This window comes from Streptomonospora alba (genome assembly GCF_000826685.1).
Classification (GTDB): domain Bacteria; phylum Actinomycetota; class Actinomycetes; order Streptosporangiales; family Streptosporangiaceae; genus Streptomonospora; species Streptomonospora alba.
Genome location: NZ_JROO01000005.1, coordinates 16,311 through 35,326, shown reverse-complemented (window position 1 = coordinate 35,326; position 19,016 = coordinate 16,311). Strand labels below are relative to the sequence as shown.

Annotated in this window: 19 protein-coding genes and 4 tRNA genes; 16 read left to right on the top strand and 7 right to left on the bottom strand. The window is 70.4% G+C overall.

Going from position 1 to position 19,016, the window contains the following annotated elements:
- Positions 1 to 17 precede the first annotated feature (17 nt).
- On the top strand, positions 18 to 1,817 hold the full coding sequence (locus LP52_RS02420; RefSeq protein ID WP_157036166.1) for an ATP-binding cassette domain-containing protein: 1,800 nt from the start codon (positions 18 to 20) through the stop codon (positions 1,815 to 1,817).
- 301 nt (positions 1,818 to 2,118) lie between these two features.
- On the opposite strand, the gene LP52_RS02415 is transcribed toward LP52_RS02420, so the two are convergent.
- Complete coding sequence (locus LP52_RS02415) at positions 2,119 to 3,486, bottom strand: MFS transporter (protein WP_157036170.1); 1,368 nt, start codon at positions 3,484 to 3,486, stop codon at positions 2,119 to 2,121.
- Positions 3,487 to 3,706: 220 nt separating this feature from the next.
- On the opposite strand from LP52_RS02415, the gene LP52_RS02410 reads away from it, so the two are divergent.
- The 6 genes from LP52_RS02410 to LP52_RS02385 all read left to right on the top strand — a co-directional run bounded on the left by LP52_RS02410 (position 3,707) and on the right by LP52_RS02385 (position 8,620).
- Positions 3,707 to 4,927, top strand: a complete 1,221-nt coding sequence (locus tag LP52_RS02410; RefSeq protein WP_040270388.1) for a cytochrome P450 — start codon at positions 3,707 to 3,709, stop codon at positions 4,925 to 4,927.
- A gap of 4 nt (positions 4,928 to 4,931) precedes the next feature.
- Complete coding sequence (locus tag LP52_RS02405) at positions 4,932 to 5,657, top strand: TetR/AcrR family transcriptional regulator (RefSeq protein WP_238580700.1); 726 nt, start codon at positions 4,932 to 4,934, stop codon at positions 5,655 to 5,657.
- Positions 5,654 to 5,854 (top strand): ferredoxin, encoded by a 201-nt coding sequence (locus LP52_RS02400; RefSeq protein ID WP_040270387.1) that lies wholly within the window; start codon positions 5,654 to 5,656, stop codon positions 5,852 to 5,854. Before LP52_RS02405 ends, LP52_RS02400 begins: the two co-directional genes overlap by 4 nt.
- Entirely contained in the window at positions 5,851 to 7,029 is a 1,179-nt protein-coding gene (locus tag LP52_RS02395) for an NAD(P)/FAD-dependent oxidoreductase (protein WP_040270386.1), read from the top strand. The genes LP52_RS02400 and LP52_RS02395 overlap by 4 nt, the downstream gene beginning before the upstream one ends.
- A gap of 102 nt (positions 7,030 to 7,131) precedes the next feature.
- The gene (locus LP52_RS02390) at positions 7,132 to 8,361 is read left to right on the top strand and encodes a cytochrome P450 (protein ID WP_040270385.1); all 1,230 of its coding nucleotides are present in this window, start codon (positions 7,132 to 7,134) and stop codon (positions 8,359 to 8,361) included.
- Positions 8,362 to 8,425: 64 nt separating this feature from the next.
- Positions 8,426 to 8,620: a ferredoxin gene (locus LP52_RS02385; protein ID WP_040270384.1), complete on the top strand. Its 195-nt coding sequence runs from the start codon at positions 8,426 to 8,428 to the stop codon at positions 8,618 to 8,620.
- 295 nt (positions 8,621 to 8,915) lie between these two features.
- Here LP52_RS02385 and LP52_RS02380 read toward each other — a convergent pair whose 3' ends face one another.
- Entirely contained in the window at positions 8,916 to 9,878 is a 963-nt protein-coding gene (locus LP52_RS02380) for a LysR family transcriptional regulator (RefSeq protein ID WP_084722811.1), read from the bottom strand.
- Positions 9,879 to 9,970: 92 nt separating this feature from the next.
- Here LP52_RS02380 and LP52_RS02375 point away from each other — a divergent pair, with 92 nt between their 5' ends.
- The 9 genes from LP52_RS02375 (at position 9,971) to LP52_RS28155 (ending at position 17,894) form a co-directional block, all read left to right on the top strand.
- Positions 9,971 to 10,483 carry a DoxX family protein gene (locus LP52_RS02375; protein ID WP_052809334.1) on the top strand — a complete coding sequence of 171 codons (513 nt, stop codon included), beginning with the start codon at positions 9,971 to 9,973 and terminating at the stop codon, positions 10,481 to 10,483.
- A 362-nt stretch (positions 10,484 to 10,845) separates the two neighbouring features.
- Entirely contained in the window at positions 10,846 to 11,094 is a 249-nt protein-coding gene (locus LP52_RS27900) for a hypothetical protein (protein WP_193789932.1), read from the top strand.
- A gap of 1,016 nt (positions 11,095 to 12,110) precedes the next feature.
- On the top strand, positions 12,111 to 12,281 hold the full coding sequence (locus tag LP52_RS26980) for a hypothetical protein (RefSeq protein ID WP_157036164.1): 171 nt from the start codon (positions 12,111 to 12,113) through the stop codon (positions 12,279 to 12,281).
- Positions 12,282 to 12,441: 160 nt separating this feature from the next.
- Entirely contained in the window at positions 12,442 to 13,095 is a 654-nt protein-coding gene (locus tag LP52_RS02360; RefSeq protein ID WP_238580699.1) for a HemK2/MTQ2 family protein methyltransferase, read from the top strand.
- On the top strand, positions 13,088 to 13,303 hold the full coding sequence (locus LP52_RS02355) for a CDGSH iron-sulfur domain-containing protein (protein WP_040270383.1): 216 nt from the start codon (positions 13,088 to 13,090) through the stop codon (positions 13,301 to 13,303). Before LP52_RS02360 ends, LP52_RS02355 begins: the two co-directional genes overlap by 8 nt.
- Complete coding sequence (locus tag LP52_RS02350) at positions 13,300 to 14,301, top strand: iron-containing redox enzyme family protein (protein WP_040270382.1); 1,002 nt, start codon at positions 13,300 to 13,302, stop codon at positions 14,299 to 14,301. Before LP52_RS02355 ends, LP52_RS02350 begins: the two co-directional genes overlap by 4 nt.
- Entirely contained in the window at positions 14,298 to 15,317 is a 1,020-nt protein-coding gene (locus LP52_RS02345; RefSeq protein WP_040270381.1) for an L-histidine N(alpha)-methyltransferase, read from the top strand. The genes LP52_RS02350 and LP52_RS02345 overlap by 4 nt, the downstream gene beginning before the upstream one ends.
- Positions 15,318 to 15,766: 449 nt before the next feature.
- Entirely contained in the window at positions 15,767 to 16,693 is a 927-nt protein-coding gene (locus tag LP52_RS02340) for a Rieske 2Fe-2S domain-containing protein (protein WP_084722809.1), read from the top strand.
- Positions 16,694 to 17,060: 367 nt separating this feature from the next.
- Positions 17,061 to 17,894 (top strand): site-specific integrase, encoded by an 834-nt coding sequence (locus LP52_RS28155; protein WP_052809333.1) that lies wholly within the window; start codon positions 17,061 to 17,063, stop codon positions 17,892 to 17,894.
- 108 nt (positions 17,895 to 18,002) lie between these two features.
- On the opposite strand, the gene LP52_RS02330 is transcribed toward LP52_RS28155, so the two are convergent.
- The 5 genes from LP52_RS02330 to LP52_RS02310 form a co-directional block, all read right to left on the bottom strand.
- Positions 18,003 to 18,079 (bottom strand) — tRNA-Val (locus LP52_RS02330).
- 26 nt (positions 18,080 to 18,105) lie between these two features.
- Positions 18,106 to 18,177, bottom strand: a tRNA-Cys gene (locus LP52_RS02325).
- Positions 18,178 to 18,223: 46 nt separating this feature from the next.
- A tRNA-Gly gene (locus LP52_RS02320) sits at positions 18,224 to 18,295 on the bottom strand.
- 46 nt (positions 18,296 to 18,341) lie between these two features.
- A tRNA-Gly gene (locus LP52_RS02315) sits at positions 18,342 to 18,413 on the bottom strand.
- A 160-nt stretch (positions 18,414 to 18,573) separates the two neighbouring features.
- The gene (locus LP52_RS02310; protein WP_040270380.1) at positions 18,574 to 19,005 is read right to left on the bottom strand and encodes a roadblock/LC7 domain-containing protein; all 432 of its coding nucleotides are present in this window, start codon (positions 19,003 to 19,005) and stop codon (positions 18,574 to 18,576) included.
- Positions 19,006 to 19,016 lie beyond the last annotated feature (11 nt).

The window sequence follows — 19,016 nt, the reverse complement described above, 5'->3', positions numbered from 1 at the left end:
CGAGGCGGAACATCGCGGTGCTGGCTCATCTGGCCGCATTGTCATGGCGGGTCAGCCGCGCCGGCTCGATCGTGACGGCGGTCGTGTTCCTCGCCGTGTCCTTCGGCAGTGTGGGCGTGGCCCAGAGCCAGCGGTGGCTGATCGACGGGCTGGAGGCCAATGCCGACGACCGCGGCCTGACCTGGCTGATCATTCCCGTGGCCGTCGTCGCGTTCGCACAGGTCGCCTCGACCATCGCCACCCGCGTCGCCGCACACCTGCGGGTGAACCTGGTGCACAAGGTCCAGGCCGAGCTGTCCGAGGAGGTCTACGGCTACGTGGCACGCGTCCCCTCGATCGAGCACCTGGAGCGTTCCGCCTACCTGGACCGCGTCTACCTCGCCGCCAAGGGCAGCGGGGCGCTGGCCTCCTACGGGTGGTCGATCGCCGAGACCGGTGTCTGCACGCTGATGCTCGGCCTCAGCGTCTGGCTACTCGCGCTCGTGCACCCGGCCCTGCTGCTGCTCGGGCTCACCACGCTCCCGCTGATGCTCCTCGCGAGCCGCGGGCAGTCCGCGCTGCGCCGGGTCATCGACGCGCACGCCGAGGCCACCCGCCTGGAGACGCACCTGCACGGCCTGTGCCTGGACGCCGACGCCGCCGAGGAGATCCGGATCAGCGGTTCGGGGCCCGAGCTGTCGGCTCGGGCCGACCGGCTGTGGGGCGAGGTCACCGAGGCCCAGCGCGGGGCGCTGATGCGCGGCACGCTGCTGGAGGCGGGCGGCTGGCTGTGCTACCTGCTCGGCCTGGCCGGCGGGTTGGCGCTGGTCGCGGGCGAGGTGATCGCCGGGCGGATCGGGACGGGCGCGCTGGTGCTCGTCGTCTCCCTGGCCCTCCAGCTGCGCACGCAGCTGTGGATGCTGCGCGACAACTACGCCAGGGCCGCCGAGGCCGGACGCGCCGCACGCCACTATCGCTGGCTGCGCGACTACGCGCAGGGGTTCGACGACACCGAGACGCCCGCGCCCCAACGGCTCGCCGACGGGATCACGCTGGAGAACGTCGCGTTCCGCTACGCCGACGGTGACGCGCCGGTGCTGTCTTCGCTGACCGCGCATCTGCCCGCCGGTTCGGTCGTCGGTCTGGTGGGCGTCAACGGCGCGGGCAAGTCGACGCTGGTGAAGCTGCTGGCCGGCCTCTACCAGCCGAGTTCGGGGCGCGTTCTCGTCGACGGGCAGCCGCTGTCCGCGATCGATCCGCGGTCGTGGGCGGCGGTGTCGTGCGGCGTGTTCCAGGACTTCGCCCGCTTTCAGCTGCCCGTGCGCGAGTCCGTCGGTGTCGGCGACCTTTCGGCGCTCGACGACACGCCCGCGATCACCCGTGCGGTGGCGGCCGCAGGCGCGGCGCGGCTGGTCGGCACGCTACCCGAGGGCCTCGACACCCGGCTCGGTACGATCTTCGGCGGCGTCGACCTGTCCGGCGGACAATGGCAGCGACTCGCCCTCGCCCGCGGGATGATGCGCACCGCACCACTGCTGCTGATCCTGGACGAACCCACGGCGGCACTCGACCCCCAGAGCGAACACGACCTGTTCGAGAACTTCGCCCGCCACGCACGCGAAGCCGCCGCCCGAACCGGCGCTGTCACCGTCCTCGTCTCCCACCGGTTCTCGACCGTGAGCATGGCCGACCACGTCCTCGTGATCGCGGACGGCGGGATCGCCGAATCGGGCAGCCACCAGGACCTGCTCGAGTCCGGTGGCCGCTATGCGCGGCTCTACACGACCCAGGCCCAGGCCTACGAAGTACGGCCGGGAGGGGGCGACCCGTCGACCTAGGTTTCGGTTTCAGGGCGCAGGGTGGTCATCACCGGCGGGGTGACGGCATCGGCCCGGCGATGAGCGTCGGGGTCGGCTGGTCAAGCAGCGAGGACTGCAGGAAGTTTTCGAGCGGACGGTCGCCTGAGTATCGGCCGCTGCTCGCCTTTTTCCTACCGTAGTCTGCGGTGCGGCGAACCTCGCTATGGCCGATCCGATCGCTCAGGTCGAGCCGCGTAGGTCAAGGAACCGGCCCGGTTCGACTGCCCTCGTCGCGTTCTGCCGGAAGGAAACCGCGCCGCCGCGTCCGAGCGATGGGCAGTCATCGCGCCGTCGGAGCGGGCTCCGCGGCATGCTGGCGGGCCAGTTCACCGCCTGAGCGATCGTGCCGCGGCAGGAACGCCGCGATCACCAGGGCGGCGACGGCCGCCGCGGCACCGATCGCCATCACGGTGCGGAACCCGGCCTCGGTGGGCACCATCGTCTCCCCGAGAGGCACCGTCATCTGGGTGAGGACGGCGCCGGCCACCGCGCTGGCGGTCGAAGTTCCGATGGAGCGCATGAGCGTGTTGAGGCTGTTCGCGGCCGCGGTCTCCGACACCGGCACGGCCGCCATCACCAGTGCGGGCATGGCGCCGTAGGCCAGCCCGATGCCGGTCCCGATGACGGCCGAGACCAGCACCGGGTGCCACAGGCTGGACATGAGCACCACGCCCAGCCCGTAACCACAGCCGACGATGACCGCGCCCAGCATCAGCGTCGTCTTGGGTCCGGCGGCCTTGGAGATCCGTGCGGAGACCGGGGCCATGGCCACCATCACCACGCCCGAGGGAGCCATCACCAGGCCGACGGTGACCATGGTCTCGCCCAGGCCGTAGCCGGTGGCGGCGGGGAGTTGCACGAGCTGGGGGAAGACCAGCGACATGGCGAACATCGCGAAGCCGAAGACGGTCGAGGCGGTGTTGGTCAGCAGCACTTGGCGGCGCGCGCTGGTGCGCAGGTTTACCAGCGGCTGCGGGATTCGCAGCTCCCACGCTGCCCACACCAGGAGCACGGCGGCGGAGGCGGTGAACAGGCCGAGGGTCGTGCCGCTGGTCCAGCCCCAGACGCCGCCCTTGGAGATCGCCAGCAGCAGGCACACCAGTGCGGTCGACAGGCCGAGGGCGCCGAAGACGTCGAATCGGCCTCCCGTGCGTATCCGTGACTCGGGCACCAGCGCCACCACCAGGGCGAAGGCCACCACTCCGAGGGCGGCGGAGACCCAGAACAGCATGTGCCAGTCCGCGCGCTGGGCCAGGAAGGCGGCGGCGGGCAGACCCACGGCCCCGCCTACCCCCAGTGAGGCGCTCATCAGCGCGATCGCCGAGCCGAGCCGGTCGCTGGGCAGTTCGTCGCGCATGATGCTGATCCCCAGCGGGATCACGCCGGCCGCCAGGCCCTGCAGGGCCCGGCCGACGACCATCGGCACCAGGGTGTCGCTGACACCGCAGATCAGCGACCCCGCCACCAACAGCGCCACGCTGATCAGCAGCATCCGCCGCTTGCCGTACATGTCTCCCAGCCGGCCGCTGACGGGTGTGGCTACGGCGCTGGCGAGCAGGGTCGCGGTGATCGCCCAGGTGGTATCAGCGGCCGTGGCGCTCAGCAGTCGCGGCAGATCCGGCACCAGGGGGATCACCAGCGTCTGCATCAGCGAGACCACGATCCCGGTGAAGGCGAGCACGCCGACGACGGCACCCGGCCGGGGTGCGGGCCGGGGGCGGGCGGACGCGGCGGTGGATGCGGTCACGGGGAGACCTCCGTCGAACGGTTGGGGAGCGGTGGACCGCCACTTTTAAGTCAGTCGCTTGACTTAATGTATCGCTTCTCGTTTACTGGCTGTGCCGACACCCGCACGAGGAGGATGTGACATGGACCAAAGCCAGGGCGCACCGCCGCTGGACTACCCCATCGCAGCACCGTCGGCGCTGGATCCGCCCGACGAGTGGGCGCGCCTGCGCAGCGAATGCCCGGTCGCGTCGATCCGGCTGCCCAGCGGCGACGGGGCGGCCCTGCTGACGCGCTATGACGACGTGCGCCAGGTGCTCGCCGACCCGCGCTTCACCCGGCAGTTGGACGCCGACGACGCCGCGCGCCTGTCCGACAACGCCTCCGGCGGTGTCTTCAACAGCTCCATGGCCAGTGCTCTGCCCCAAACCGGCGAGGGCCATCGGCGCTGGCGGCTGATGGTCTCCAAGTGGTTCACCGCCAAGCGCATGGCCGCACTGCGGCCCCGCATCGAGGCCATGGCCGACGAGCTGATCGACCGCATGACCGCGAACGGGCAGCCCGCCGACCTCAAAGCCGCCCTGGGCTTCCCTCTTCCGGTGTGGGTGATCTGCGACTTGCTCGGCGTGCCCGACAGCGACCGCGACCGGTTCTCCTACTGGTCGGACGCGCTGCTCAACCTCACCCGCTACAGCGACGACGCGATGCGGACCGCCCAGGCCGAGTTCGTGGAGTACATGTCCGGCCACGTGCGCGATCGCCGCGCCGGCACCGGCGACGACCTGCTCAGCGAACTCGCGCGGGCCACCGACGGCGACGGCGAGCCGATGACCGACCGTGAGCTGGTGGCCACCGGCATGGGGCTGCTGATCGCCGGCCACGAGACCACGGCCAACATGATCGGAAAGATGACCGCGATGCTGCTGGCCGACCGTCGGCGCTGGCAGCGGCTGCTGGAGGACCGCTCGCTGGTGCGCACCGCGGTGGAGGAGGCGCTGCGCTTCGACGCCAACTCCGGATTCGGCATGCCGCGCTACCTCACCGAAGAAGCCGAGGTCGGCGGCGGCACCCTGCAGCGCGGTACCACCGTGGTGTGCAGCATGGCCGCGGCCAACCGCGATGAGGACGCTTTCGACGAGGCATCCGACATGGTCCTGGGCCGCAGCCCCAACACCCACCTGGCCTTCGGTTCCGGGGCGCACTCCTGCCTGGGCCAGTCACTGGCCCGCACCGAGTTGCAGACCGTGCTCGAGGTGCTGCTGCGTCGGCTACCCGGCCTGGAGTTGGACGTCGAGGCCGCCGACTTGGAGCGCGTCGAGGGTCTGATCGTCGGCGGGCTGCGTGAGCTGCCGGTGCGGTGGTGACGACATGATGATGGCGGAACGTCCAGGACACGAACCGCGGGCCGAGGCCACCCGCGAGCGGATCGTCACGGCGGCCGAGCGCCTGTTCGCCGAGCGCGGCGTGGTCGCCGTCTCCAACCGGCAGATCAGCGAGGCCGCGGGCCAGGGCAACAACACCGCGGTCGGCTACCACTTCGGCTCCAAGGAGGAGCTGGTGCGCGCCATCGTGCGCCGCCACGCCGTACCGATCGAGCAGGCGCGCATCGACCGGGTCGCCCGCGTACGCGGTTCGACCCGTGTGCGCGACTGGGTGGCCTGCCTGGTGTATCCGGCCACCGAGCACCTGGCCGGCCTCGGGGTGCCGTCCTGGTTCGCCCGCTTCAGCGCCCAGGTCATGACCGACCCCGGCCTGCGGGAGATCATGGCCGCCGAATCCCTCAGCACCCCGTCGCTGCGCGAGGTCCTCGACGGGCTGAGCGCCTGCGCCGACCTCCCGCTTCCCGTGCACCTGGAGCGCAGCGAGATGGCCGGCCACCTGGTCGTGCACATGTGCGAGCAGCGGGAGCGCCGCCTCGCCCGCGGCACGACCACCGCTAAACACAGCTGGCAGAGCGCCGCCGTGGGACTGGTCGACGCGATCACCGCGATCTGGCTGGCCCCGGTCACCCCCGATGACGCGGGGGAGGCGACCGCCCGCCCACACGCCGCCGGCAGCCGCGGTGACGACGACAAGGGAGGCAACCGCGAATGAGAATCGGCGTCGACGAGGACAGGTGCTGCGGCGCGGGGCAGTGCGCGCTCATAGCGCCGGAGGTCTTCGACCAGCGCGACGAGGACGGCATCGTGGTCGTCCTGGACGATGCGCCGCCCGAGGACGCCCGCGCCGCGGTCCGCGAGGCCGCGAGCGTGTGCCCGGCCGCCGCTATCGGCCTGGACGAGTCCCGATGATCGGCCGCAGAGGCGTCGTGGTCGTGGGGGCCTCGGCCGGCGGGCTGTCCACGGTCGAGGCCCTGCGCCGCCAGGGCCATGCCGGTCCGGTGACGGTGGTGGGCGCCGAGAAGCACCCGCCCTACGACCGGCCGCCCCTGTCCAAGCAGGTGCTCTCCGGCGCGTGGGAACCCGACCGGGCCAGGCTGCGGCCGGATTCCGCACTGGCGGAGTCGGGCGCCGAGTTCGTCTACGGCGACCCCGCCGTCGGCCTCGACGCCGACGCGCTGACCGTGCACACCGCCTCCGGCCGCAGGTTGCACGCCGAGGCCGTCGTTGTGGCCACCGGGCTGCGCCCGCGCACGCTGCCCGGACAGGCCGAGCTGGCCGGTGCCCACGTACTGCGTTCGCTGGAGGACGCGCTGGCCCTGCGCGAGGAATTGGGACACGGCGCCCGGGTGGCGGTCGTCGGCGACGGCGTACTCGGCACGGAGATCGCCGCCACCGCGCGCGGCACAGGCGCCGAGGTCACTCTCGTCGGCCCCCAATCCGCTCCCATGACCGCGCAGCTGGGGCCCCGCGCCGCCGCCCTGCTCGCCGACCTGCACACCGAGCGCGGCATCCGCCTGCGCCTGGGAACCGGGGTCAGCGGGCTCTGCGGCAGCGGCGGCCGCGTCACCGGAGTGCGGCTGGCCGACGGCGAGGTGCTGCCCGCCGACACCGTCGTCGTGGCGATCGGAGCCGACCCGGCGACCGCATGGCTGCAGGGCAGCGGCTTGGCCACCGACGACGGCCTGGTCTGCGACTCCCGCTGCCGCGCCGCCGAGGGAGTCTACGCGGTCGGCGACGTGGCGCGCTGGCACCACGAAGACCTGGGCTCCATACGACTGGAGAACCGCACCAACGCCACGGAGCAGGCCGCGGCCGCCGCGGCCGGGATCCTCGGCGGCGGCGCGGCCTACCGCCCGGTGCCCTACTTCTGGACCGACCAGTTCGACGTGAAGGTACAGATTTACGGGAGGCCCACGGCCGACGCGGATTTCGACGTCGTCGAAGGCGAAATCGGCGGCGGGCGCTTCGTCGCCGAGTACCGCCGGGGCGGCGCCGTGACCGCGGTCCTGGGCTGGCGGATGCCCAAGCAGGCACGCCTACGGGCCGCCGCGGCCCTGAACAACCGCGCCCCTGTCGCGCCGTAGCGGCGGACGCGCTGCCACCGAGTCCTCTTTGTACCGGGCAAGCACGAACCGTCCCGGCGCGCGACGCGCAGGAACGGATACGAACAGGAGAAGCGAGGCGACATGGCCGAAGCGACGAGCAGCGTGGCCGACCCGGACACGTCGGTCCCGGAATACCCGATGGCCCGGTCGGAAGGATGCCCGTTCGACCCGCCGCCGGGGCTCTACGACCTCCAGCGCAGCGGTCCCCTCGAACGCGTGCGGCTCTGGGACGGCACGGCACCGTGGCTGGTGACCCGCTACGCCGACCAGCGCGCCCTACTGGCCGACCCCCGCGTCAGCGCCGACGTCACCCGGCCGGGTTATCCGAGTCCGAGCGCGGTGCCCGAGGACGGCAACAGGGTCGGCTTCATCCTCATGGACGATCCGGAGCACGCCCGTCTGCGGCGCATGGTGACGGCCCCCTTCACCGTCAAGCGCGTCGCGGCGATGCGGCCGGCCGTGCAGCGGATCGTCGACGGCCTGATCGAGGACATGCTGGCCGGACCCAAGCCGGCCGACCTGGTCGAGGCGTTCGCGCTGCCGGTGCCCTCGCTGGTGATCTGCGAACTGCTGGGAGTCCCCTACTCCGACCACGACTTCTTCCAAAGCGAGAGCAGGACCGTCATCAAGCGCGACGCGACGCCCGAGGACCGCGGCGCGGCGCTGCGCCGTCTGGGCGAGTATCTGCACGGCCTGGTGGGTCGGAAACTCGCCGCACCGCAGGACGACCTGCTGTCCGGACTCGCCGAGCGGGTCCAGGCCGAGGAGCTGACCCGGCAGGAGGCCGCCCAGATCGGTGTGCTGCTGCTGATCGCCGGGCACGAGACCACGGCCAACATGATCGCGCTGGGCACACTCACCCTGCTGGAGCACCCCGACCAGTTGGCGCGCCTGCGCGACGAGGACGACCCGGCTCTGGTCTTCCGTGCCGTCGAGGAGCTGCTGCGCTACCTCAACATCACCCACAACGGCCGCCGCCGTGTGGCGCTGGAGGACATCGAGGTGGCCGGGCAGGTCGTACGCGCCGGCGAAGGGCTCATCCTTCCCAACGACATCGCCAACCGCGACGAGGAGGCGTTCCCCGACCCGGACCGGCTCGATCTCGACCGCGACGCCCGCCACCACGTGGCCTTCGGGTTCGGCGTGCACCAGTGCCTGGGCCAGTCGCTGGCGCGAATGGAGCTCAGCGTCGTCTACAGCACGCTGTACCGCCGCATCCCCACCCTGCGGCTCGCCGAGGACGTGCAGCGCCTCCCCTTCAAGCACGACGGTTCGGTCTACGGCGTGCACGAGCTGCCCGTGACCTGGTGAGGCGGCGCGGCCAGGTGCCGCGGGCACAGCAGCGACAGACGTTGGACCCAAAGGAGCAGGCGACATGAAGGTGACAGTCGATCAGGACACGTGCGTGGCGTCGGGGCAGTGCGTGATGGCGGCCGAGGACGTCTTCGACCAGCGTGACGAGGACGGCATCGCGGTCGTTCTCGAGCCGGAGCCGTCGCCGGAGCGGGCGGCGGACGTCCGCCAGGCCGCTGCGGTCTGCCCTGCGCTGGCCATCGCCGTGCAGGAGTGAGACCCGCACGGGACCTATCGGCCGGGCGGTGCGGACGCAGCCGCACTTCCCGGCCCGCGGCGGCCGCTGGGGACCGAACCGCGTTACCGCGGCGGGAGCCGGACGGTTGCGTACGCGGTGGGTGTGCCGTGCCCACGCAGCTGCGAAGGTGGACGCCGTAGCGCAGGGGGCGACGGCCCCGTGGTCATGAGGCGCCCGCCCGGTGGCCGAGGACGTTGAGGAACGATGAGAACGTGCCGGGGCTCGACCAGACCTCGTCGACCGCCCACCCCGCCTGATTCGACGCTTGCGAGCGTCACCACAGCCTCGTCCCCGTCGATCGCGGCAAGGAAGCGGGGTCGGGCGCGATGTCGCAGGGCGGCGGATCAGTAGCGAAGAGGCGTGCCGCGGTGCGCACGAACAATTCGACGGCCGGCCTCGTCGGCCCTTCAGGCCAGGCGAGGGCAGTGTGGTAGGAACTGGCGTCGACCATCGGCACGTAGGTGACGTCCGCGCGGGGGTTGGCTTCGGCGACATGGCGCGGCACGAGGGCGAGTGCCTGTCCCAGTCCGACCACTTCGATGATCTGGGAGATGTCGTGGACGAGCGGGCCTTGGGCCGTGCCCTCGCCGGTGCCACCGGCCTGGTCCTGGCCCGACCAGTACCGTCGGGTCGCTTCGGTGTCTTCGGGCCAGCGCGGGAACGGCTGGCCGAGGAGGTCGAGGCAGCGCAGTGCGGCACTTCTGGCCAGCCGGTGGCCGGCGGGCACCGCCGCCACCCGCTCTTCCGAGTGCAAGGGCTGCACACACAGGCCCTCGACGTCGAAGGGCGTGCTAAGGAGAGCCAGGTCGGCTTCGCCGCTACGCAGGGCCGCCTCCTGGGTGCGGTAGCCGGTGACGGCGATGTGAGAGCGTGTCGCGTCGGGCAGGCCTGCGTAGGCGTCGGTGATGCGCCGCAGCAGTTCGGTACTGCGGCCCGGTGTCGTGGTGACGGTCAGCGGTGAAGCCTCCCGGCCTGCGCGCCGGGTGCGCCGCGTGGCCGCACCTGCCGCCTCAAGCACCTTGCGCGCCTCGCTGAGCAGAGTGGTGCCTGCGGGCGTCAGCCGGATGGTGTTGTGGCGGCGGTGGAACAGCGGTGTGCCGAGGCGCCGCTCCGTCTGCCGGATGGTGCGTGAAAGGGGCGGCTGAGAGATTCCCAGGCGCTCAGCCGCTCGGGAGAGATTCAGTTCCTCGGCGGCCGCGAGGAAGTAGCGCAGCTCCCGCAGGTCAACCTCATGCATACTCTTAGGGTAGCCTACCCTACGCAATCGGTATTTCTCTGGTGATGGTGAGCTCTGTTCGAATGGGCGGCAGCCCTCTCGAAGGAGAACCGATGAAATACCTGATGCGTTCGCATGCGGTGCTGACCGACGCGGTCATGCTTGTGGTGCGGCTCTGTGTCGGCACCGTCTTTCTCGCCCACGGCTGGGACAAGGTCGTCACTCAGGGTGTGGCCGGAGTCGTGCAGAGCAATCGCGATCTCGGGATTCCGCTTCCCGAGTTGAGCGGCGCCTTCTTGGCCTACGGTGAGTTGATCGGCGGCGCACTGCTGTTCGGGGGCCTCTTGACCCGCGTGGGCGCGGCCGCACTGACTGTGAACATGATTGGCGCTTTGGTGTTCGTGCACGGTCCCAGCGGGCTCATGCTCGACAACGGCGGCTTCGAGTATGTGATGGTGTTGGCCGCGGTGAACCTCCTGCTCCTGGCCCATGGGCCGGGTAGGTTCAGCGTCGATTCCGTTCTTGTACGGGCCTTCAGCGGTGGCGGTGAACGCCGGACACCGACGGACCGGCCTACTGGGGGCGGGGAAGAAGTGGCAGGAACGGAGCGTTCCATGTCGTCCTGAGCCTGACACCGTTCTCCGGCTCCTTAGCCGGGCCCCGCTGACCGGAGGCGAGATGGTCGCGGCCTTTGGCCGGAAGCAGCGCTGGGGTCGACAGGCCAAGCAGCGAGGACGCGCTCTCGCCCACTGGGAGCCAGTACCGGGCGGGGTCCTCACCGGGGTGCAGGGCGGGCGGTCCCAGCGGCGACTTCCACGCCCGGCCTTCGACGACGATCCCGACAACGCACGCGCAGGCGTGGCTGAGGTCACCGCTCCTGCCGGGCTTCACGTTCAACGAGGGACGCCACACCCACCCCACGTGGCTGACCGAGGACGGGGTGTCCGAAGTCGCACGGGGCCGCCCGGCTGGGCATCGGATGCGGGGAGTGGACGAGGTCTACGAACACGTGACCCCGGCGATGAAAGGACAGATGCGCACGGTGCTGGACCATCATTGGCGGCAGAGCCTGCAGGTGGTGAAACCGGCCGAGCGCGAGTGGCTCGTGGAGACGGTTCCGCGGCTCGGTGAGTATTACCGCGCAGCCGGTGCGAAGGCGGATTGGTGGGGGAGTGGGAGCGAGATCGTCTCCCGGTCGTCTCCACGCGCCGGGCCCGGAACGGAAAAAGACCGATGAACGGCCTCTGACCTGCGATGTTTCTGGTGGGCGATACTGGATTCGAACCTGTGACCTCTACCGTGTCAAGGTAGTCAGGCCGTTTTTTGTGGCCAACCCGTTTCGGTTTCCGGGCGGGTCAGGTGGGTCTCTTGGGAGCCGTTGGCGGCCGTTGGGAGCGGGTGGGCGCGGTTCTTGTCTCCCACTCGTCTCCCAGTGCGCCGGGCCCACAGTGCCGTCTCCCACGCGGATTCCGGCCTTCGAATCCGCATCACGCGCTGTAGCGCGGCCGCGGGCGGCTTGGCGCGCCGGCCTGTTCCCGCTGTCGGTCGACGGCATGATCGTCGCCGCCTCCATGTCCCTGCTCAGCGACGCCCGCCAGGCCGGCGCGGGGGAGTGCTGCCCTGGATCCTGCTGATCGTCGGCAGCGCCGCGTCCCTTGCGGCCAACGTCGCGGTGGCCGATCCGACGGTGTGGTCGTGGGTGATCCACGCCTGGCCGAGCTTCGCCTTGATGGGCGCCTACGAGTCGCTGATGCGCCACCTCCGTGTCGCCGCCCACGGCGAACGCACGGCGTACGCAGACGATGAGGCGATCGGAATGAGTGAGAGTGACGCTCCGAAGCCGAATAGGGACACCAGCAACGCAGGCGCGCAAGATCGCACCCGTGGAGGATTTCATGTTGTCGGAGACGAGGACGAGGCGGCTCCGGCACTCGGCCCTGTCGAGCCTGGGGGAGTGGTTGTGCCGTCTACCCCGACGGTGGGTGCGGCACAGGCGGCGACGAGCGGACGGACACGGCGCCGCGGATGGTGTCGCCGCTGCCGTCGCTGTATCCAGAGCCCGGACCTCCTCATGCTCTTGGGCAGCCTCGGCTCAGCGATGCCGCCTGGTGTTTGCCCGTGGTGGCGGCCGCCATCAGCAACGTCTCCGTCGCCGAGATGAAGGTGTGGGAGAACCGCGGGCTGATCACCTCGGTGCGGGGACCGGGCGGCAACCGGGGCTAACGCATACCCGACGTCGAACGCGTCCTGGCGGTGACCGAACTCCTTGAGCACGGTCTCGACCTGACGCTGGCCAAGGTGCTGCTCGACGAGGCGGCCATCCGCCCCTCCGCGCCCGGCTCTCCCGCCGGCGGCACCGAGGTGCCCGAGCGGCCACGAAGGCGGTCGGCGGACGCACGGTTTGCATCCGGGCGCGCAGGTTAGCGCCTTCTTGGGGTAGTGAGCGTCGAGGCAAAGGGGGATGGATGCTGATCGCCGCGGTCAAACCCGGCCACGACGGGTCCTCCCGGATTTCGCCCAATGTAGCCCATCGTTACTCGAAAGAATCGATAGGACGGCGCGAGGACCGGGTAGCGGGCTTTCCATGTTGCTGGTGAGGCCACCGGGCGTCTACCGAGTGCAGGAAGACACGTCGTTGCTGCATGCTGTGCTGCGTCGGCGCGGTCGGGTCGCCGGGCGCTCGGTCCTCGATGTCGGTTCGGGCACCGGGGCCCTGGGCATCGAGACCTTCCGCGCCGGTGCGGCCAGCCTCACCGCGATCGACTTGTCGCGGCGCTCGGTCCTGGCGAGCTGGCTCAACAGCCGGTTGCGCGGGATCCCGGCGACGGTCCTGCGCGGTGACCTGTTCGCACCCGTGGCCCCGCGCCGTTTCGACCTCGTGCTCGCCAACCCGCCCTACGTGCCCGCCGACGGCCCGCCGCCGTCCCGCCACCGGATGGCGAGATGCTGGGACGCGGGGCCGGACGGGCGGCTCCTACTGGACCGCATCTGCGCGGGGGCTTCCTCGGTGATCAGTGACGACGGCGCGCTCCTGCTCGTGCAGTCCGAGCTCGCCGACGAGCAGGCGACGTTGGACCAGCTCGCGGTGGTCGGACTGGTGCCTGAGGTCCTCGCGAGGGCCCGCATCCCGTTCGGGCCGGTGCTGCGGGCACGTGCCCCGGCGTTGCGTGCCCGCGGACTACTCGGCCCCGACCAGGTAGAGGAGGAACTCGTGGTCATCGAGGCGCGCCATGGCTGAGGCCCGTCGCCGGGTCATCGTCACCGGCGAGGGCCCGATCCTCGTCTACGGCCCGGTCGACGTGGAGATGCCCGACGGAACGCGCGTGCACAGCGACCGCGTGGTCACCGCGCTGTGCGCGTGCGGCCGCAGTCGGCACCGTCCGTTCTGCGACACCAGCCACCGTCGTCGTGTACGCGACGACGAGGGGAAGGAGCATGGCCCATGACGAGGACGATGTCGGAGGCTCCGACGCTTCCCGCGCCGCGCGGCCCGGTCTCCGAGGCGGTCCTGTCCGTGCTGCGCGGAGACCGCCCCGCACTTCCCGCCGTGGACGGGTCCGCACCTTACGGTGAGGACCTCCAGCTGGCCCTCTACTGCTGCTACGAACTTCATTACCGCGGGTTCCGAGAGGTCGACCCCGACCGCGAGTGGGATCCGGCTGTGCTGAGGATCCGCGCGGAGCTGGAGGGGCTCTTCCTCAGCGCGCTCAGGGACGACGTGCCCGCCGGCGCGGACGTCGGGAGCGAGCTCGACGCACTACTCGTCGAACACGTCGACGCGTTCGGCGTCTCCCACCATCTGCGCCGCCACGGGCAACTGTGGCAACTGCGCGAGTACGTCGCGCACCGCTCGCTCTACCACCTGAAGGAGGCCGACCCGCAGACCTTCGTCATCCCGCGCCTAAACGGCCCGCCGAAGGCCGCCCTCGTGACCGTGCAGCACGACGAGTACGGTGCCGGGGCCCCCGAGCGGGCGCACTCCAAGCTCTTCGCCGACATGATGACCGAGCTCGGCCTCTGCACGGACTACGGCGCCTACCTCGATTCCGCCCCCGCCGAGATACTGGCCGAGGTCAACCTCATGTCGCTGTGCGGGCTCCACCGCGGGTTGCGCGGGGCGCTGATCGGGCAGTTCGCCACCATCGAGCTCACCTCCTCCCCTGGCTCGGACCGGCTGGTCAAGGCCATGCGGAGGCTGGGCTGCAGTCCGGCCGCTCTTCGGTTCTACGCCGAGCACGTCGAGGCCGACGCGGTGCACGAGCAGCTCGTCCGGCGCGGGGTGATCGCGCCGCTGCTGAGCGCCGAACCCGAGTTGGCCCCCGACGTCGTGTTCGGGATCCGCGCCAGCATGTTCTTGGCCGCCCGGTCGGACGATCTGCTGTTGCGCCACTGGAACCGCGGCGAGTCGAGCTTCCGTGACGGGGTGGACGGGAGGAAACCTTGAGACCACCGGGACCGGAGGAACGTGCCCGTGTCATCCCGCTCGCCGACCAGAGGGGTACGGTGCCAGAGGACGTGGTGGTGCGCGACTTTCTCCAGCAGACACCGCCTCGGCTGCCGCCCTGGCTCGGCTACGACGCGGTCGGCTCCGAGCTGTTCGAGCAGATCACCGAACTACCTACGTACTACCTGACCCGCGTGGAACGCGAGCTGCTGGAGCGTCACTCCCCGGAGATAGCCGAGCTGCTCGCCTGCGGGCGGATCGCGGAGCTGGGCAGCGGAAGCGCGAAGAAGACACGACTGTTGCTGGAGAGCTGCGTGCGCTTGCGCCAGACGACCTACCTGCCGATCGACGTCGACCGGAGCATGCTGGCCTCCAGCGGCGCAGCGTTGTGCGCGGAGCTGGAATCCCTAGAGTTCATCGGGTTGTGGGGACGCTACGAGGCTGGTCTCGACTGGCTGCGCACCCACCCCGGCCAGCCGCTGGCGGTCACCCTCCTCGGTAGCAGCTTCGGCAACGCCACGCGCGGGGAACGCAACGCGCTGCTCGGCGAGATCGCCCGGACTCTCAACCCGGGTGAGAGCTTCCTGGTCTCCGCCGACCTGGACAAGGACCGCGAGGTCCTGGAAACCTGCTACAACGACCCCGCAGGGTACTCAGCCTTCGCCGACTTCCGGATCAACTACCTCACCCAGCTCAACCACCGCTACGGCGCCGACTTCGTGCTCGACGACTTTATTCCGGAGGCCCGCTACAACGGGGACACCTCCACCGTGGAGGGACTCCTGCACGCCCGGACCGACCGGACGGTGTCCCTGCCAGGACTGGAACTCACCCTGCGCATACCGCGCGGGGGGTTCTTGAACGTCGGCTACTCGGTGAAGTTCGACGGCCGACAGTTGGCCCGCGAGGTGGAGGCGCACGGTTTCGGCCTGCGGGCCCAGTGGCGGGACTCCGAGGCGCGCTACGGCCTCTTCCTCTTCCGCCGTAGTAGTACCGGATCTCCTGCGCGGTCGTGATGCCGTACCGGCGCTCAGGACCCCCGTACCAGTCGGTGCGATTGCTGTGGTGGTGGTCCAGGTGCCTCTGCAGCAGATCGGGTCCAGTAGGGCGATGCCCTCGGCGGTCAGGTGGTAGTAGCGGACCGCTCATCGCCGTCAGAATCGGGGGCCAGGGTGATGAGTCCGCGATCGCGGGGGTCCTTGCTCCGGGCCGGCCAGGGCTCCGGCAAAGTCCGGGAGGGCGGGGGATTACCGGCTTTGACCTGCACCATCGACACCGGCTCGGGAGTGCGTGGACGCGGGCGCGCTCGTATCCGGGGTAGATCGGAGGTTCCTACACCGTTGGTCCACCACGGAGAGCACGCCCCCCTATGCCATCTTGCCGATCCCCTCCCCGGACGCCAAGCCCGTCTCCCGCCACTTCCCGGCGGTGGTTCGACTCCGCGGTTCGGGGTAGCCGGGCGCCCATGAGACTCGGCAACATCATCCGCCGCCTCGAACAGCAACGCCGGCTGGACTGGATCGTCGACGCGGCACGCCCGCTCGCCGATCGACTGTCCGGTAGCCGGTGGGGAGACATGCTGCACGGCGTGCAACTGGGTCACCCGGCCCACCCGTTGCTGGTGCAGGTCCCGATCGGGGCGTGGACGTCGGCCGCCGCCCTCGACATGCTGCCGAATACCCAGCGTGCGGCACATCGGCTGGTCGACCTGGGGATCGCCGCCTCAGTACCGGCCGTGCTGGCCGGACTCGCCGACTCAGCTCACCAGCATCGACGCCACCAGCGGGTGGCACTTGTGCACGCGGCCAGCAATGGGACGGCTCTGCTGCTTTATGCCGCCTCCTCGGTGGCGCGGTGGCGCGGTCGGCACACTCTGGGGCGAGGGCTTGGCCTGGCCGGGTTCACCGCTGTAGGGATGGGCGGCATGCTGGGAGCGCACATTTCCTATGCCCTGGCGGGTGGTGCCAGCCACGCGGCGCATGCCGTGGACCGGATGCCGGCGGACTGGTGGGAGATCGGCCCCCTGTCGGAACTGCCTGAGGGGCAACCAGTGCGGCGCGACGCGGGCCCGGTGCCGGTGGTGGTAGTGCGCGAGGGCCGTGAGGTGCATGCGCTGGCGGACTCCTGCGGCCATATGGGCGGACCGCTGTCGGAAGGGACGATCGCCAACGGGTGCATCACTTGCCCGTGGCACGGGAGCCGCTACCGGCTGCGTGACGGCACGGTCCTGAACGGTCCGGCAACGGCACCCCAACCGGTCCTGCGGACCCGCGTAGACGGTTCGGGGACGGTGGGCGTGGCCCGCCCGGACGAAGCGGAAGTGGTAGAGCGGCTGCCGTCGGCCGTTACCGACGCGCTGCCTCTCCGACCGCGCATCCTCCGCGGCCCATAACTAGTACCCGCTCGCTACGAGGGCCCGCGTGGCGGTCGGGCACGGCCCCTTCCAGGTGCCCGGAAGGATCCGAGGCCGGGTTCGATACCAAGACGGCCGCGTTGAATCGGGGCCAGGAGCAGGAGGCCCAGGTCCGCGCCGGCACCTGGATCGATCCCAAGGAGCAGGAGATCACCTTCGGCGCCTTCACCGAGCTGTGGTGGGCCCAGGTGCGCCTGGCCGACAACACCCGGGCCAAGTACCGCTCCTACCTGGAGGCCCACATCCTGCCGCAGTGGCGCCACTGGCCGCTGATCGCCGTCTTCAACAATCCCTGCAGATCCAAGGCTGGGCCAACCGCCTGCGCGAAGAGCTATCCGAACCCAGCGTGTCCTCGGTGTTCGCCCTGTTCTCCACGATCTGCCACACGGCGGTGCGCGCCCGCCGCATCCCGGCCAACCCCTGCACCGGCATCCGGGTCTCCTCGGGCGACTATCGGGCCGAGCGGCAGGTGGCCACCCCGGTGCAGGTGCTGCGGGCGGCGCTGCGGCTGCACTACACCCTCGGCCGCGGCGGGTTCGTGCTGTGCCTGCTGGATGCCTACACCGGGGCGCGGTGGTCGGAGCTGGTGGGGCTGCAGCCGCACGAGTACGACGAGGTCAACGGCGCCATCGCGGTGCATCGGCCGCTGCGCGAGAGCGATGGGACGCTGACCAAGGCGCCGCACACCACGACCCCGACCGGCAAGCGGCGGGTGCAGCTCCCGCCATTCTTCGACGGGCTCTACCGCGGGCTGCTATCCGACACGGCAGGCGGGGCGTTCGTGCTCACCGGCCCACACGGCGGGCAATTGCGGCGCGGCGCGTTCCGGGCCCGGTTCTGGCGCCCGGTCTGGGACGGAGTCCCCACCAGCGGGCAGGCGTGGCTGCGCGGGCCGATCCTGCCCGGGTTCACCTTCAACGAGGGGCGCCACACCCACCGCACCTGGCTGGCCGACGACGGGATCCCCGAAGTCGGCCGGGCGGCGCGGCTAGGGTATCGGGTGCCGGGCATGGCCGAGGTCTACGAGCACGTCACACCCGAGACCAAGACCCGGATCCTTCAGGCGCTGACCCGCCGGTGGGAGAACAGTCTCACCGGGATCGATCATGCAGAGCGACGGAAACTGGCGTCCTTCGTCCCCGAGGCGGCCGATGAGCACTACCGGGACGAGGCCGCCTGAGGGTCTCGACGACCCCCCGAAAAAAAGATGATCTCCCAGATGTCTCCCACGGCGGCTTCCGCCATCCGTGGACAGATCTGAGAGACCCATCCTGACCTGCGGTGATGCTGGTGGGCGATACAGGATTCGAACCTGTGACCTCTACCGTGTCAAGGTAGCGCTCTAACCAACTGAGCTAACCGCCCGGGTTCGCACCGGGGTGCGAAGGTTGAGGCGGAGACGGGAATCGAACCCGTGTACAGGGATTTGCAGTCCCTTGCCTAAGCCACTCGGCCACTCCGCCGTGAGCCGTGACCGAGGCGCTTATACGACCCCTTACGGCTACTCCGAGCGGACGACGGGATTCGAACCCGCGACCCTCACCTTGGCAAGGTGATGCTCTACCACTGAGCCACGTCCGCGTGGCCATGAGCGTACCCATGGTCATCCGTGCTTTCGGGCACGTCGAGCGGACGACGGGATTCGAACCCGCGACCCTCACCTTGGCAAGGTGATGCTCTACCACTGAGCCACGTCCGCGCGGAGGAAGGTGTCCCGTTCGGGGGCGGGGCGCCTCCTTCGCTGTGTTTAGGACTCTATCGGATAACCGGCGTGCACACGAAATCGAATCCGCAGGAGGAGGGCAGGCGGCGCGGGTCCCAGGCACCGCCTGTGGGGTCCGGCGAGCGGCGGGGGAGCCTCAGCGTTCGACCTGAGCCGGCGTGGTGGGCATGTCGGGACGGGGCGGGGCGGTGAGGTACTGGCCGACCCGCTCGATCACCTTGTTCATCTCGTAGGCGATCAGGCCGACATCGCAGTCGGTGTCGGAGAGCAGTGCCATGCACGCGCCCTCCCCGGCGGCGGCGACGAACAGGAAGGCGTCGTCCATCTCGATGATGGTCTGGCGGATCTCGCCCGCGCTGAACTGCTTGCCCGCCCCCGCCGCCAAGCTGTGCAGGCCGGAGGTGATCGCCGCCAGGTGCTCGGCGCTGGAGCGGTCCAAGCGGCTGGAGGACGCCATGAGCAGTCCGTCCGTGGACAGGACGATGGCGTGGCGGGCTCCCTGCGCGCGGGTGAGGAGGTCGTCGAGCAGCCAGCTCAACTCGCCTGGGGCGGTGCTCTGTGAGGTCATAGCTCTCTTGA

What these genes read in the sequence shown, in the direction of transcription:
- LP52_RS02415 (WP_157036170.1), bottom strand. Translation starts at nt 3,486, where the DNA reads ATGCAGACGCTGGTGATCCCCCTGGTGCCGGATCTGCCGCGACTGCTG.
- LP52_RS02410 (WP_040270388.1), top strand. Translation starts at nt 3,707, where the DNA reads ATGGACCAAAGCCAGGGCGCACCGCCGCTGGACTACCCCATCGCAGCA.
- LP52_RS02405 (WP_238580700.1), top strand. Translation starts at nt 4,932, where the DNA reads ATGATGATGGCGGAACGTCCAGGACACGAACCGCGGGCCGAGGCCACC.
- LP52_RS02400 (WP_040270387.1), top strand. Translation starts at nt 5,654, where the DNA reads ATGAGAATCGGCGTCGACGAGGACAGGTGCTGCGGCGCGGGGCAGTGC.
- LP52_RS02395 (WP_040270386.1), top strand. Translation starts at nt 5,851, where the DNA reads ATGATCGGCCGCAGAGGCGTCGTGGTCGTGGGGGCCTCGGCCGGCGGG.
- LP52_RS02390 (WP_040270385.1), top strand. Translation starts at nt 7,132, where the DNA reads ATGGCCGAAGCGACGAGCAGCGTGGCCGACCCGGACACGTCGGTCCCG.
- LP52_RS02385 (WP_040270384.1), top strand. Translation starts at nt 8,426, where the DNA reads ATGAAGGTGACAGTCGATCAGGACACGTGCGTGGCGTCGGGGCAGTGC.
- LP52_RS02380 (WP_084722811.1), bottom strand. Translation starts at nt 9,878, where the DNA reads ATGCATGAGGTTGACCTGCGGGAGCTGCGCTACTTCCTCGCGGCCGCC.
- LP52_RS02375 (WP_052809334.1), top strand. Translation starts at nt 9,971, where the DNA reads ATGAAATACCTGATGCGTTCGCATGCGGTGCTGACCGACGCGGTCATG.
- LP52_RS02360 (WP_238580699.1), top strand. Translation starts at nt 12,442, where the DNA reads ATGTTGCTGGTGAGGCCACCGGGCGTCTACCGAGTGCAGGAAGACACG.
- LP52_RS02355 (WP_040270383.1), top strand. Translation starts at nt 13,088, where the DNA reads ATGGCTGAGGCCCGTCGCCGGGTCATCGTCACCGGCGAGGGCCCGATC.
- LP52_RS02350 (WP_040270382.1), top strand. Translation starts at nt 13,300, where the DNA reads ATGACGAGGACGATGTCGGAGGCTCCGACGCTTCCCGCGCCGCGCGGC.
- LP52_RS02340 (WP_084722809.1), top strand. Translation starts at nt 15,767, where the DNA reads ATGAGACTCGGCAACATCATCCGCCGCCTCGAACAGCAACGCCGGCTG.
- LP52_RS02310 (WP_040270380.1), bottom strand. Translation starts at nt 19,005, where the DNA reads ATGACCTCACAGAGCACCGCCCCAGGCGAGTTGAGCTGGCTGCTCGAC.